The sequence below is a fragment of the Candidatus Defluviilinea proxima genome, assembly GCA_016721115.1.
Taxonomy (GTDB): Bacteria; Chloroflexota; Anaerolineae; order Anaerolineales; family Villigracilaceae; genus Defluviilinea; species Defluviilinea proxima.
On the sequence record JADKIW010000001.1, the window covers coordinates 1062223 to 1075478 of the forward strand.

Below are 13256 nucleotides of genomic sequence, written 5' to 3' on the forward strand. Positions count from 1 at the left end.
AATACTCCAGCGGGGTGTCGAACATATTGATTTTGATATACTTGCGCTACCCCATGTATAAGGAGTTTATATGTCCATTCCAGCCCCACGTTGGGACTTAACCAACGTTTATCCATCGCTTGATTCCAAAGAATTCAAAGCCGCAGTGGAAGATTTCAAAAAGCAAGTCGCTGATTTAGGCGATTACTTTGTTGAGGTTGTCAGCAAGACCGATGTGAACACCCCGCCAGGCCATCTTGGTACGATCGTTGGCGAAGTGGTGGATCGATTCAATTCAGCGTATGTACTGTCCCTTACGATTGACCCGTACATCCATTCTTTCGTTTCCACCGATTCACGCGACCAACTCGCCGCGCGGACCAACTCCGAATTTGAACAGGCCAACCTGCCCTTGCAAAACCTTGATGTGCAACTCAAGGCCTGGCTTGGAAAGATCGCGCCAGCCTTGGATGCATCTCTGGAATATAGTGCATCTGCCAAAGCGCATAAGTTCATGTTGAAGGAAGCCGCTGAGCAAAGCAAATATTTGATGAGTGAGTCGGAAGAGGCGTTGGCGGCGGAACTCAGCTTGAGTGGTGGCAACGCTTGGAACAAACTGCGCAGTAAAACGGTTTCACAGGTCTCCGTGAACTTTGAACTGGATGGTAAAGCCGAGAAATTACCCGCGCCTGCCCTCATCAACTTGCGGACTCATGCCGACGAAGATGTTCGTCACCGCGCGTATGATGCCGAGATCAAAGCCTGGGACTCTGTCCGCGATACGTTGGCGGCTTGTCTCAATGGGGTGAAGGGTGAAGTCATTACGCTGAACAAGCGTCGGGGTAGAAAAGACGCGCTCCATTCGTCACTGGACAGTGCCCGCATCGACCATCAAACTTTGGAAGCCATGCTCGGCGCGATGGAAGCATCCTTCCCATTGTTCCGCAAATACTTCAAGCACAAGGCGAAGTTGATCGGCAAGGACAAGCTGGCTTGGTGGGATGTCTTCGCTCCGGTTGGCAAGGCGGACACTCGTTACACCTATGAAGAAGCGCGTGACTTCGTTTTGAATGCGTTCGAAAAATTCTCACCTGAACTCCGCAAATTCTCAGAACGTGCCTTCAATAACAATTGGATCGATGCCGAGATGCGCGAAGGCAAAGGCAGTAACGGCTTTTGTATGGAAGTGCAGGCTGTGAAGGAAAGCCGTATCTTTGTCAACTTTGATGGTTCGCAGGATCAGCTCTCGACCATTGCGCATGAACTTGGTCACGCCTTCCATAATGAGTGTGCCTATCAATTCGAGAAGACGCCGTTGCAACAGATCACGCCGATGACATTGGCCGAAACCGCATCCACGTTCTGTGAGACCATCGTCACAGAAGCAGTGCTTGCACAGGTAAAAGATCCACAAGAAGAATTGGCCGTGTTGGAAGGTCTGCTCAACGGTGCATCGCAGATCGTAGTGGATATTTACTCACGTTACCTGTTCGAGAAGGAAGTCTTCGAGCGGCGTGAAAAAGCTGAACTCTCCGTTGACGAAATTTGCGAGATCATGGAGTGCGCACAAAAAGCTACGTATGGTGATGGCCTCGATGAACGCTATCTCCAGAAATACATGTGGACCTGGAAACCTCATTACTATTACACTGGTCTCTCGTTCTATAACTATCCATATGCGTTCGGTTTGCTCTTTGCCACGGGCTTGTATGCCATTTACCAGAAGCACGGCGATGAATTTGTGAATGATTACAAAGCCTTGCTTGCCTCCACTGGTGAAGCCAGTGCGGCTGACCTCGCTGAACGATTTGGCATTGATATTCGCAAGCGCAAATTCTGGGAAGATAGCATCGCCATCATCGGCAAGCGTGTGGAACGATATTGCGAGCTATAGCGCATCATGAGAAAAACACAAAGTGTTCTCCTGGCGTTCGTTATGTTTTTTGTGACAGCTTGTAGCGTCGCAACTGCTACGCCCGCACCGGATACAAACTTTATCCCAACTCAGATAGAAGAACTAACTCTTCCGTCTACAAAATTGCCGACTAAAGCACCGGCGAACAACCTGCCTCTTACTGATGCCGATGTGCCGCGCGTCACCGTGGAAAACGCCAAAGCCGCGTTTGATGCCGGTGTTGCGATCATTGTGGATGTGCGAAGCCAGGAAGCTTATGATGCTCAACACATTGCTGGGGCGATCTTCATTTCGCTCGCCGATATGTCGAGCAATACGGCAAACCTGAAACTCGATAAGAACAAATGGATCATTACGTACTGTACCTGACAAAGTGAACATACAAGCGCCCGTGCGGCGTTCGACCTTTTACATAATGGATACACTAAAGTCACTCCTCTTCTCGGCGGCCTGCAAGCCTGGATCGATGCAGGGTATCCAGTAGAACCATAAGTAAATATGAAGATCACATCCATTGACCACATACAGATCGCCATTCCCTCCGGCGAAGAGGATAAGGCGCGCTCGTTCTATGTCAACGTGCTTGGCTTTACCGAAATCCCCAAGCCGCCTGCGCTTGCCCAAAATGGTGGCGCATGGTTTCAATCGGATGCTGTGCAACTTCATATCGGCATCGAAAAAGATTTTCATCCCGCGCGCAAAGCGCACACCGCATTCATTGTGACCGACCTCTCTGCGATGCTTGAAAAAATAGAACGCGCGGGTTTTGAGATCGATAACTCTCAACCTCCTTTAGATGGATACAACCGTGTGCACATCTTTGACCCATTCGGAAACCGAATTGAGTTGATGGAACAGATATGAAAACGCCTCAAGTCACCCCCTGGCCTGATTCAGCAACACCGACCGAATCCACGCTGAGACAATTGTATGCAAATGAAGGCATGGACCCGTATGTGTGGTCGAACGGCCCTCATGATGTGTATGCGGCACACACGCATTCCTTCGATAAGGTCATTTATGTTGTGCGTGGTTCGATTACATTTGGCCTCCCCGAACTCGGACAGAAGTTGACGCTCAAAGCCGGTGACCGACTCGATCTGCCCGCTGGCACTGTCCATGATGCGACGGTGGGGCCGCAGGGAGTCGTCTGTTTGGAAGGACATAAGTGAAGTTGTCCCAGACGATTCTGCTCACAATGTTGACGATGATCGCATTTGCATCGAATTCGTTGCTGAACAGGGTGGCATTGGGGCAAAACGCTATTGACCCGGTCAGTTACACCACGGTGAGACTGGTATCTGGCGCGATGATGTTGTTCATCATTGCCAGCTTGCAAAGAAAAAATGAACAGCCTGTGTTGCGCGGCAGTTGGTTTTCTGCCGCGTTTTTGTTTTTATATGCGCTCACCTTTTCGTTTGCGTATCGAAATTTGAGCGCTGGTACCGGAGCATTGATCCTTTTCGGAAGTGTGCAGATCACAATGCTTGTCTTTGCTTTGCGATGCGGCGAACGTCCACAGCCATGGGAGTGGGTAGGGTTGTTCCTTGCCTTGGGCGGGTTGGTGTATCTTGTATTTCCCGGTATCAAAGCCCCTTCATTACTTGGTTCTACACTGATGACCATCGCTGGGATTGCGTGGGGCTTCTACACTATACGCGGTCGTGGGTTACAAAATCCGCTGGCGGTTACGGCTGGGAATTTTGTCTATGCAGTGCCAATGGCTTTGGTCATATTGGCGATCTCTTTCAAGAATATTCTTATCTCTTCAAATGGAATTTTTTATGCGGTAGTATCTGGTGCATTGGCATCAGGTGTAGGTTACGTGATTTGGTATGCGGCGCTGCGTGGTTTAACAACAACACGTGCGGCCATGGTCCAACTCTCTGTGCCGGTGATCGCGGCGTGGGGTGGTGTATTGTTCCTTGCGGAGCATGTCTCTGCGAGGTTGTTGATCGCTGGCGTATTGATATTAAGTGGGATCACAATGGCGTTGTTGAGCAAGCAGAAAAAAGCTTGAGAGTGGAAAATATTTTTTGAGACTGAATCAACTTTCCGTTAAGTGTGAAGCGGTTCTTTATCCAAATAAAAAGACGCGCCCGTGATGGACGCGTCTTTTTGATTCATGAGTCTTACCAACTGCCGTGGAGCCAGCCGCGCAATTCCATGGCTTTGACCACACGCATGATCGAGACCATGTAGGCCGCGTCGCGCATGTAGACATCTTTTTCGATGCTGGTTTGGAGGACCGCATTGAACGCAAGAGTCATTTTGGTGTCGAGGCGTTCGAGGACGGCGTCGTGAGTCCAGTAGTAGTTCATATCGTTCTGGACTTGTTCAAAGTAGGACGTTGTCACGCCGCCAGCGTTGCACAAGAAGTCTGGGATGTTGAAGATCTTGTTGGCTTTGAAGAAGTTGTCGGCTTCGATGGTGCAGGGGCCGTTCGCGCCTTCAGCAACGACTTTAACGCGACTCGACATCTTCTGTACGGTCTCTGCATTGACATGACCTTCGATGGCGGCCGGGATGAGCACGTCGGCTTCTTTGGTGATCCACGCTTCGCCGTCTTCCACAATGTAACCTGCTTCTTCAGCGGCTTTGCGATTGATGGTGCCGTATTGGTCAGTGATGGAAAGCAGGTAGCGCGGGTCAATGCCGCCCTTCTTGCTGTAGGTGTACGATTTCTTATTGTGGCGATCCCAACAGGAAACGCAAGCCACTGTGCCGCCCAATAATTCGATAAAACCGATCGCGGCATATTGCGCTACGTTGCCAAAGCCTTCAATGGCCGCAATGGATTTTGTGGAATCGATCTTCAGGTGTTTGAGCGCCTCACGGATGTGATAAATGACGCCAAAGCCTGTGGCTTCGGTTCTGCCTTCAGAGCCGCCACTGCCGACAGGTTTACCGGTAAATACACCCGGCGAATATTGGCCAACAAGGCGGGAGTATTCATCCATCATCCAGCCCATCATTTGCGGAGTGGTACCAACATCAGGTGCAGGGACATCGTTGCGTGGGCCGATATTTTTCCACATGGCACCGACCCAGCCTCGGCAGATCTGTTCCTTTTCCACATCGGATAAGGTAGCCGGGTCACAGATGACGCCGCCTTTACCGCCTCCCAAGGGGATATCGGCAACGGCGCATTTCCAAGTCATCCATGTGGCGAGGGCGCGCACAGTATCGAGGGTTTCGGCCGGATGGAAACGAATGCCGCCCTTGTTGGGTCCACGCGCATCGTTATGTTGGACGCGGAATCCCTGAAAGACCTTGACGGAGCCATCGTCCATGCGGATGGGGATGCGGAAGGAATATTCCCGCATCGGCCAGCGTAAGGCCTCCCGTACGCCCGGATCGAGGTTGAGCATTTCGGCGGCTCGATCAAACTGCTTCTGCGCCAGTTCAAACGCATTGATTTGACCTATCATTTTTATTTTCTCCTATAAGTGGTTGATTGAAGGTTGGTGAAAATATAAACGGGCACTCCGGAACGGGTGCCCGCTTTTGCCTGGATTTATGTCGTCCACAAAACCATTGCAATATTTCCTATAAGATTGAAAACCGCCTCTTAACGTTATCATAGTTGTCAGACATAAGTCAATATGATGAATGACTACTATTTTGTAAACTTTACAAGCTTGGATAGAAAAGAACAGACCGGGGGTTGCCCGGTCTGTCATCTATTCTGTATCACTTTCGTCAGTATCGTCTTCGCCTGTATCCAGTTCGTATTCCACCTTTTCGTGGTCGAGGTAGACCCACAGGAGGAGTACGTGCCCGTCAGGGGTTTCCACATTCCGTGCCGCCAGAATGGGGGCCGATTGCTCCATACCCATGTCATTGCGGTAGGAGAGGTGGATCGGGGTTTTTGCGTTCCATGCCCGATAACACCGTTCCACCAGAGCGGGGCCGTTAAAGGTGCGCAGTCGTGTTAAAGCGGGAACCGACAAACTTGCGCTCTCGTTCAAACCCAGTGCCCAGCCGTCATTGACGGCCTCAAAAACAGGGGGAGGTCCTTCAATAATTGTGATCTTGTCGTCCATAGTGACCGGGAATATACCACAAAAGGAAAAGGGAGAGTATTACGAAACCATTAGCCTAAAAGTACCTTGTGGTCTTTGATTGTAAATTGCCATTCTTTCCTTCTTGCGTTCGCCCCAGCGGATAGGTATACTAGACATATTATGATACCGGAAAAAATTGGTCGTTACGAGATCAAGTCAGAATTGGGACGCGGAGGCATGGCAACTGTCTACCGCGGATACGATCCCCGCTTCGAGCGTGAAGTGGCCGTGAAGGTCTTGCCTTCCGAGTTGTTACATTCAGACCCTCAATTTAAGTTGAGGTTCGAGCGGGAAGCAAAGATCATTGCTTCGCTTGAACATCCGTCCATTGTGCCGGTGTATGATGTGGGGGATGAAGGTGGGCAACCTTACTTTGTTATGCGTTACATGAACGGTGGCTCACTTTCTGAACGCATCAAGAACAAAGTGATGAGCATTCAGGAAGCCGCAAGGATCTTGGGGCAGATCGCGCCTGGCATGGATGAAGCGCACGCCAAGGGAATTGTCCATCGTGATTTGAAGCCAAGCAACATCCTTTTTGACTCTAAAGACACTCCGTATATTTCCGATTTTGGTATCGCCAAATTATCACAATCTCAGGCTAGCAGTGTGACCGGCTCCGGCATCATCGGTACACCTGCCTACATGGCGCCTGAACAAGCATCCGGCGAAGGCGTGGATGGACGTTCGGATATCTACGCACTTGGCATCATTCTTTTTGAAATGCTAACAGGCCGTCAACCGTACGAAGCAGATACCCCGATGGCAGTCGCGATCAAACATATTACCGATCCAGTGCCTCGTATTCTTGATGCCAACCCCAACCTGCCTCCAGATGTGGAGAACATCATCCAGGTGGCGATGGCCAAGAGCAAGAACGATCGTTTTGCCACCGCTGTTGAAATGGTGGATGCTTTACGGAATATCGATAAACCAGAAACCAAAACGCAGATGCGCACACGGGCCATGAAGGCCAAAACTGCCGCTCTGCCTGCCACGCGGATTGGTGCTCAACCCGTAAAGAAATCTTTCAATGTGTTGGCAATCATCATTCCGCTTGTTGTAGTGTTGGTGCTCGTTGGAGGTGGATACTTTATTTTTAACAGTATCAACCGCCCCGTAGAAACAGAAGCGCCGGTCCTTACATCTACAACGGCGCCTGTTACGGCAACATCCGAACCGTCAACAGAAGCTCCAGTTGTGCCTGTCGAGCCGAGCGTAACTCCTACAGACACTCCTGTTCCAGCTACGGATACGCCGGCTGCCCCGCAACTACCTGTTCTGGGCGGCGCGGACAAGATCGCACTGGTTTCCAATAACGAGATCTGGCTGATCAATGTAGATGGTTCAGACCCCAAGCAACTGACCTTTGATGGTGCCACCAAGAACGACTTGCAATGGCTTGACCATGATACGATTCTGTTCCTCAGCGGAAAAGTGATCAAGTATTACAAGTTATCAACCGATGTGGTGGATACACTTACTAGCTTTAACTCTGCGGCTTCGTTGGATGCCTTCCGCGTTTCACATGATGGCAAACAAGTGATGATCGCCATGAGCAATGAGATCTTTGTTGTACCGTTCGATCTCGAACGCATGAAGACCATCAAATCACGTGGTACATTTTTTGACCCGGCAGAGAAGGCTTGCATTCTGCCGCTTGGTGGTACCAAAGCCGCGTTTGCCGTGCGCGAAGCCCGTTGGTCAGCAGACGATAAACTTGTTGCATGGTTATACAAGGGTGTGAGTGGCGATACATTGGTTGCCGCCGAACAGATTATGGTTCTTGATGTGACCGCCTGTGATCCATCAAAGATCGATCAGAAAGATAATTTCCCCGGTTCTCGTTTTGTACCAGTGGGATATCAGACCCGCGTGCTGACGGATTTTGACTGGGATGGAAATGATCTTTTCGCGTTCAACACAGAAAGAAGGAACAGTGGTTGGGGAGAGTTCTATCTCTATAACTGGATCACGCACAAGCCGACTCTTCTTTACCCCGTCAACAAGACCTGTTGTTACCGTGATGCACGCTGGAGCCCGGATGGCACATACATTCTCTTTGCCTTCCAGGATCTTGGCCTTGGCCCCAACGCAAAGAACCAGTTATATTATGTGCCTGCAGGCGAATTGGGAACTGGCGCGATCTTCAAGCCGCTCCCTCTGCCGGGAGATTTCTTCAAGAATCCTAAAGAAGCTCCGCAGCCTGCCCTGCGCCCCGCACAGTAGTTATAAACTTTTTATAATCTCGCGAACCAAGCCGGGCCCACGATAGACCAACCCCGTATACATCTGAATGAGACTCGCTCCCAAGGCGAGTCTTTTCTTTGCATCATCGGGACTCATGATGCCGCCCACGCTGATGATCGGTACTTTTCCATTGACCAGTTTTACAACGCGACTCAAAACCGCTTCACTCTTAACTGTTAGCGGACTCCCGCTTAACCCGCCTGTTTCACTCTGATGTATGGACTTCAACCCCTCGCGGGCCAGTGTTGTGTTCGTGGCGATGACTCCGTCCATGCCGGTATCGATGATGACGCCGATCGCATCATCCAATTCTGATTCGGTCAGATCAGGCGCGAGCTTGACGAGAAGCGGGAGTTTCTTTTCCAGTCTTTTCTCTTCGAGTTGACGTTGCGCATGGAGTTGAGTCAGCAATCCGTTCAAGGCTTCGCGTCCCTGCAATTGACGCAGGCCGACGGTATTCGGTGAACTGATGTTGATAGCGATGTAATCAGCATAGGGTGCAAAGTTTTGTAACAGTTCAAGATAATCTAACACAGCGGATTCGTTGGGCGTCTCTTTGTTCTTACCGATGTTGACCCCCAGAACTACATCACCTTTGCGAACGACAACCTTTTTATATTTTTCACTGCGGGGTTGAATGCCAAAGGTTCGTTCGAACCATCCCGCGCGTAAGGTTGGGTTCAATTGCATTTGCACAAATTCCGAACCACGGCTGGGAAAACCCATGCGATTGATAACGCCCTCATCCTCTAACAGCCGAAAAGAACGCGGTTTCGGGTTCCCAGTTTGTGGTCGAGGTGTGACCGTTCCCACTTCCACGTGGCCGAAGCCCATAGCCGAGAGACCATTGATGGCGAGGGCGTCCTTGTCATACCCGGCGGCGATCCCCACCGGATTCTTGAATGTTAACCCAAATATCTGCACAGGTTTGGGTGGGGCTTGGAATACTTTTTGCAAAACCCAACGGGAAGGTGGAAAGTTCCCCGCAAGACTCAATGCATTTAAGGTAATGTGATGTGCATCCTCGGGTTGGAGGCGGAAAAGAAGGTTACGGAATAACGGGTACATCTATTTTGTTTTGTGAATGGCGATGAAGCGTTCGCAATCAAGCGCGTATTTTTTTGCGCGTTTCTGTAAATTGGGCATGAGGGAGAAATCCCCTTTCATGAGGTCACTGCCATGCTCGATCAATTGCTGGACTTTTTTCTCAAGTTCGCTTGCCAGTTGGTCGTCTGCTAACTGTGTGGAGCGGAAGGCATCGGACGGTGCAGGTGCTTTTTGTACGCCGCGCTCGACCAGCAACCAACCCAATGTGGATTTATTCTCGGCGTTCTTGATATCTGAGATATCAAGCCAAGGCTCTCTGCCCAGTTCGTAATGCAAAGTCACATCGGTGGTGGCGTTAAGATACTGGATCATGCAGTTTTTTGGGGAATAAACAGCTGACCCCATCTTAAACCCGTGTTTCGACTCGAGACTGCGAAAAGCGCCCGTCACAATACGTTCAAATTCTGATTTTTTCATGTTTTCACTTTCACTAACAGAGGGGATGTACCAAATCTATATCTTGTTATACCACCTAATTCTGTCTCTCGGGCTATATTTGGTTGATCCGCTACGCCCACCAAATACGCAAAGATAACCACTAGACCTTTGCGAGATTAGTGTTCTTATTACCTTACGAGACGTAAATTTTTATTCGATCAATCAAATGCCGTCGGGCGGGACGGGTCTTTGACGTGCGCGAACACTTCCTGCAACATATCCTCGTTCGTACGAAACAGGGATAGCGGAGGCAGATCGTTCATGTCGAAGAAATCCACGGCCAGTGTTTCATAGCTCACTTGTGGTTCGCCGCCGATGAGTTTGCACAAAAAGATGATCTTGAACGCGTGATAGAACTCCATCGGTTCGATGCGGTTGGCATCAATAACAGCCACAACCTTTTCCGCCTTCACGCGATACCCGCTTTCCTCCCATACTTCACGTTCTGCCACAGACGCAGGCGCATTGCCAAGGTCTGCCCAACCGCCGGGCATGGCCCATCGGCCATCCATGCGTTCCTGGATAAGAAGTATCTTGCCTTCATGCACCACCGCACCGCGGACGTCGATCTTCGGTGTGGCATAACCTGTTTGCATCGAGAAACTTTTGAGGACGGTTTCTTTCGAAACATCCGATTGACTCTCGATCATCTCAGCAGTAATTTCCTGCAAGCGTTTATAGCGTTCAATATCGAATTCATTCCCGCTGTACGCCAACCCTGCCTGACTCAGCGAAAAGATCTCGCGTGCCCATTCGATCCACTTCGGTGATCCTTTACTCATGCTTCACCTACTTCCACAACTTCGTTGACCTCTGCATTTGTGATTCGCCCCAAATAAAATTGTTGACGCGTTAATCCAGATCGGTCGCGCGCTTCATACAATTCCTTGCGGGTGTAATTTGTTGTATCCTGCATTTTGATCTCTTGCCGAACAGACATGCCGCTTCTATCGTTGATCGCATCATTGATGCGTTTTTTGTGCCCGAATAGCATTTCATTGGGCAACTTGTCAAATGGAAAGTACACAACTTCAATTGTTTCATTCGGCTGTGTCATCAATGTCCCGCCAATTGGTTTTGCGGCATACAACACTGCGTGGACATCATGCGGGCTACCACCCATCCTTGAATAGACCCCGACCAAGCGCGTCAATTCTACATCCACGCCTGTTTCTTCCTTCACTTCCCTGATCCCCGCTTCAGCCAGTGACTCACCTTCTTCCACGCCACCACCGGGCAGGCACCATACTTCAAAATCTTCACGCTTTGTAAGAAGAACCTTCCCATCCTCGATCACGGCAACGATCACAGCAAGACCTGGCATTTTTTTATTTCCTTCCATTCTTTGAGAATCTTGTCAGCATTTCGATCATGGGTAGGACGTAGTTCAGGCGCTTGTTTGTTTCATCCAAACTACTCTCGCGTTCGCGTTTGAGTTCCTGTGCATTTCGACCAAAAATGAACGGATCTTCCCATGCCAGCCAGTCCACTTCACGGGTTTTGATATCCGCTTGCATGTGAAGGATCATCTCTGCCACCATGCTGATATCGGGTCTCGTTGTGAGCGGAATCACCTCACGCAATTGTTTTGCCTGCACCACGAGATGACACCATGCATAATCCAATCCCTTCCCGAAGAGATTCATGCCAACGGTTGTGACGATTCCTTCAAGTTTGCGATAGTTCTGCGGATGCGTGTCCCATGCCAGTGGAGAACGATGAAAGATCAACGGCAGGTCGTCAACTATCAGCGAGTCAATATCTGCGAGGAATGAGTCGCGGTATGCGCCTTCCAATGCAAACGCCATGCGGTCTGGATAACAAAGATGGACGATCTGTTCGGGATGTGCATCTTCCGCCGCGCGTTGATACACGTACGCAAAACGTTCGCCGACACTTTTCTCTCCGTCCACAGGGTAGACGGTGAAAAAATCGTCGGCGAGGAAAAGGTTCTTTTGTTGAAGCCACTCAAATGTAGAACGAGGCGGGGAAATATAGGCGTGGTCAAAATGATTTTTCAAGTCAGGCAAAATGGATTGTAAGTGCGGGAGCATTGTCCCATCGGGGTCGTTGTAGGGGAATGCGAGGGCGGGTTTCATGTTTTCTTTTTCAACATCTCCAGTGGTTAAGCAATCTGTTTGCGATACCCGCGCATGACTCTTTCGGTGATAAAGCCAAACTTTGTATACAAACTTCGTGCAGGGACATTATCCGCATTAACCGTCAGGTCGATGCGTTTTGTCGAAGGCGTGGACAGCATCCAGTGTATACCTGATGCGAGCAAGTCGGCGCCGATGCCGCGTCCGCGTGCGGAGGAGTCTGTGCCGATGAAATCCACGTAACCCGATTCCGCTTCGGGTTCGATCTTGCAGAAGTGGTATCCGAGCGGGTTGTCGTTTTCGATTGCGAGAAAGAGTTGATGTGTCTCGTTTATTTTTTCGACCATCTGGCGGGCAGTGAAATAAGCGTTGGGGAAAATTGTTTTGTGTAACTGCTCAAGTTGACCGAAGAAACTCTCGTCAAATGAAATGATCGTTGACTGGTTCTTTGCAGTCGGTGTGTAGTTCTCTCGCAGTAATGACATCACCGCACCTTCAGAACGCAAATGGAAGCCATGCCGCTCGGCGAATTCCTGCAAATGAATATTTTGTTCGTCGCAGAATAGATCGTAATCCCGAATGCCTGCGGGAATGATGGACAAGACCTGCTCATACAGTTTGTCTGCGACTGTGTGCCAGTCCTCATATTCCACAAGCGGACCGAACAGCCAAACGCGGTTGATCTCTGAGTCAGCATCCACGCCGAATACGCCGATGAGTTGATCGTCGTCATAGGCCAGCATGAATCCCTCAGCAGTTGGGATGAGACATTCCGCCAGTGAGGCGCGAATATCGGCTTCGCCTTCGCCGAAAAAGCCAATGTGATGTGTCCCGTCACTGTTGAGGCGGGTGACAAAGCGGACGAGTTCTTCAATGTGATCTTTGCACGGGATGATTTTTAGCATCGACTCTCCAGTTTTATTTTTCCAATTTTCTAGGGATGAAATTCCTTCCGCTTACGAAGGCGCCGACTGCTGTTCCCAAAATGGACAGGAAGAAGCAGAAGAACACAGCTGTCTCAAAGCGACTCAGAGTCAGCGCATCGAGCACGGGCATGCCTTGTGTGTTGGCGTTCATTCGTAGGGACGTGGGGATCAAGATACCGATCATCCCGCCCAGGACCGCGCCGAATCCCATGCCGGTGTAAGTGCCAATGCTGACACCGCCGGTTGTCCCCGCTGTCTTAACGGTCAATGCAGCGGTGAGTGTGCCGGTGAGTATCCCAAGCACAACCCCGATTGCCAGGCCGATAAGAATACCATTCATAGTTTTGGTGATGGAACCAAGTCCGCCACCGAGCAGGCCGCCGAAGACCAGCCCTAGAAAGCCGCCGAAGATAACACTTTTTTGCATAAGAGAATTGTTCATAGATGCCTCTGGTAAAAAATAAAAGTTTTCTGT

General features: G+C 50.1%; 15 protein-coding genes. 6 read left to right on the forward strand and 9 right to left on the reverse strand.

Annotated elements, in window-relative coordinates; all coding sequences use genetic code 11:
- The first annotated feature begins 70 nt into the window (after positions 1–70).
- The 5 genes from IPP66_05010 (at position 71) to IPP66_05030 (ending at position 3914) form a co-directional block, all read left to right on the forward strand.
- Entirely contained in the window at positions 71–1873 is a 1803-nt protein-coding gene (locus tag IPP66_05010; protein ID MBK9924635.1) for a M3 family oligoendopeptidase, read from the forward strand.
- A gap of 6 nt (positions 1874–1879) precedes the next feature.
- Entirely contained in the window at positions 1880–2263 is a 384-nt protein-coding gene (locus IPP66_05015) for a rhodanese-like domain-containing protein (protein ID MBK9924636.1), read from the forward strand.
- Between the two features lie 129 nt (positions 2264–2392).
- Positions 2393–2758 carry a VOC family protein gene (locus IPP66_05020; GenBank protein MBK9924637.1) on the forward strand — a complete coding sequence of 122 codons (366 nt, stop codon included), beginning with the start codon at positions 2393–2395 and terminating at the stop codon, positions 2756–2758.
- Positions 2755–3066 carry a cupin gene (locus tag IPP66_05025; protein ID MBK9924638.1) on the forward strand — a complete coding sequence of 104 codons (312 nt, stop codon included), beginning with the start codon at positions 2755–2757 and terminating at the stop codon, positions 3064–3066. The genes IPP66_05020 and IPP66_05025 overlap by 4 nt, the downstream gene beginning before the upstream one ends.
- A gap of 26 nt (positions 3067–3092) precedes the next feature.
- A complete protein-coding gene (locus IPP66_05030) occupies positions 3093–3914 on the forward strand; it encodes a DMT family transporter (GenBank protein MBK9924639.1) in 822 nt (273 codons plus the stop codon).
- Positions 3915–4026: 112 nt separating this feature from the next.
- Here the strand turns inward: IPP66_05030 and IPP66_05035 are convergent, their stop codons facing one another.
- Positions 4027–5325, reverse strand: a complete 1299-nt coding sequence (locus IPP66_05035) for a Glu/Leu/Phe/Val dehydrogenase (GenBank protein MBK9924640.1) — start codon at positions 5323–5325, stop codon at positions 4027–4029.
- A gap of 252 nt (positions 5326–5577) precedes the next feature.
- Positions 5578–5940, reverse strand: coding sequence for a hypothetical protein (locus tag IPP66_05040; protein MBK9924641.1), 363 nt, complete (start codon positions 5938–5940; stop codon positions 5578–5580).
- Between the two features lie 141 nt (positions 5941–6081).
- Here IPP66_05040 and IPP66_05045 point away from each other — a divergent pair, with 141 nt between their 5' ends.
- Positions 6082–8190 carry a serine/threonine protein kinase gene (locus tag IPP66_05045; protein MBK9924642.1) on the forward strand — a complete coding sequence of 703 codons (2109 nt, stop codon included), beginning with the start codon at positions 6082–6084 and terminating at the stop codon, positions 8188–8190.
- On the opposite strand, the gene IPP66_05050 is transcribed toward IPP66_05045, so the two are convergent.
- The 7 genes from IPP66_05050 to IPP66_05080 form a co-directional block, all read right to left on the reverse strand.
- Positions 8191–9279 carry a quinone-dependent dihydroorotate dehydrogenase gene (locus IPP66_05050; GenBank protein MBK9924643.1) on the reverse strand — a complete coding sequence of 363 codons (1089 nt, stop codon included), beginning with the start codon at positions 9277–9279 and terminating at the stop codon, positions 8191–8193.
- A complete protein-coding gene (locus tag IPP66_05055; GenBank protein MBK9924644.1) occupies positions 9280–9735 on the reverse strand; it encodes a hypothetical protein in 456 nt (151 codons plus the stop codon).
- Positions 9736–9914: 179 nt separating this feature from the next.
- Positions 9915–10538 (reverse strand): NUDIX hydrolase N-terminal domain-containing protein, encoded by a 624-nt coding sequence (locus IPP66_05060; GenBank protein MBK9924645.1) that lies wholly within the window; start codon positions 10536–10538, stop codon positions 9915–9917.
- Positions 10535–11080 carry an NUDIX domain-containing protein gene (locus IPP66_05065; GenBank protein MBK9924646.1) on the reverse strand — a complete coding sequence of 182 codons (546 nt, stop codon included), beginning with the start codon at positions 11078–11080 and terminating at the stop codon, positions 10535–10537. Before IPP66_05065 ends, IPP66_05060 begins: the two co-directional genes overlap by 4 nt.
- 4 nt (positions 11081–11084) lie before the next feature.
- Positions 11085–11855: a hypothetical protein gene (locus tag IPP66_05070; protein MBK9924647.1), complete on the reverse strand. Its 771-nt coding sequence runs from the start codon at positions 11853–11855 to the stop codon at positions 11085–11087.
- 26 nt (positions 11856–11881) lie between these two features.
- Entirely contained in the window at positions 11882–12760 is an 879-nt protein-coding gene (locus tag IPP66_05075) for a GNAT family N-acetyltransferase (GenBank protein ID MBK9924648.1), read from the reverse strand.
- A 13-nt stretch (positions 12761–12773) separates the two neighbouring features.
- Entirely contained in the window at positions 12774–13223 is a 450-nt protein-coding gene (locus IPP66_05080) for a hypothetical protein (protein ID MBK9924649.1), read from the reverse strand.
- Positions 13224–13256: the final 33 nt, after the last annotated feature.

Excerpts from the sequence above, each read along its gene's own strand:
- IPP66_05080 (MBK9924649.1), bottom strand. The coding sequence starts at position 13,223 with ATGAACAATTCTCTTATGCAAAAAAGTGTTATCTTCGGCGGCTTTCTA.
- IPP66_05030 (MBK9924639.1), top strand. The coding sequence starts at position 3,093 with ATGTTGACGATGATCGCATTTGCATCGAATTCGTTGCTGAACAGGGTG.
- IPP66_05055 (MBK9924644.1), bottom strand. The coding sequence starts at position 9,735 with ATGAAAAAATCAGAATTTGAACGTATTGTGACGGGCGCTTTTCGCAGT.
- IPP66_05050 (MBK9924643.1), bottom strand. The coding sequence starts at position 9,279 with ATGTACCCGTTATTCCGTAACCTTCTTTTCCGCCTCCAACCCGAGGAT.
- IPP66_05070 (MBK9924647.1), bottom strand. The coding sequence starts at position 11,855 with ATGAAACCCGCCCTCGCATTCCCCTACAACGACCCCGATGGGACAATG.
- IPP66_05040 (MBK9924641.1), bottom strand. The coding sequence starts at position 5,940 with ATGGACGACAAGATCACAATTATTGAAGGACCTCCCCCTGTTTTTGAG.
- IPP66_05035 (MBK9924640.1), bottom strand. The coding sequence starts at position 5,325 with ATGATAGGTCAAATCAATGCGTTTGAACTGGCGCAGAAGCAGTTTGAT.
- IPP66_05075 (MBK9924648.1), bottom strand. The coding sequence starts at position 12,760 with ATGCTAAAAATCATCCCGTGCAAAGATCACATTGAAGAACTCGTCCGC.
- IPP66_05015 (MBK9924636.1), top strand. The coding sequence starts at position 1,880 with ATGAGAAAAACACAAAGTGTTCTCCTGGCGTTCGTTATGTTTTTTGTG.
- IPP66_05025 (MBK9924638.1), top strand. The coding sequence starts at position 2,755 with ATGAAAACGCCTCAAGTCACCCCCTGGCCTGATTCAGCAACACCGACC.
- IPP66_05020 (MBK9924637.1), top strand. The coding sequence starts at position 2,393 with ATGAAGATCACATCCATTGACCACATACAGATCGCCATTCCCTCCGGC.
- IPP66_05060 (MBK9924645.1), bottom strand. The coding sequence starts at position 10,538 with ATGAGTAAAGGATCACCGAAGTGGATCGAATGGGCACGCGAGATCTTT.
- IPP66_05065 (MBK9924646.1), bottom strand. The coding sequence starts at position 11,080 with ATGCCAGGTCTTGCTGTGATCGTTGCCGTGATCGAGGATGGGAAGGTT.
- IPP66_05045 (MBK9924642.1), top strand. The coding sequence starts at position 6,082 with ATGATACCGGAAAAAATTGGTCGTTACGAGATCAAGTCAGAATTGGGA.
- IPP66_05010 (MBK9924635.1), top strand. The coding sequence starts at position 71 with ATGTCCATTCCAGCCCCACGTTGGGACTTAACCAACGTTTATCCATCG.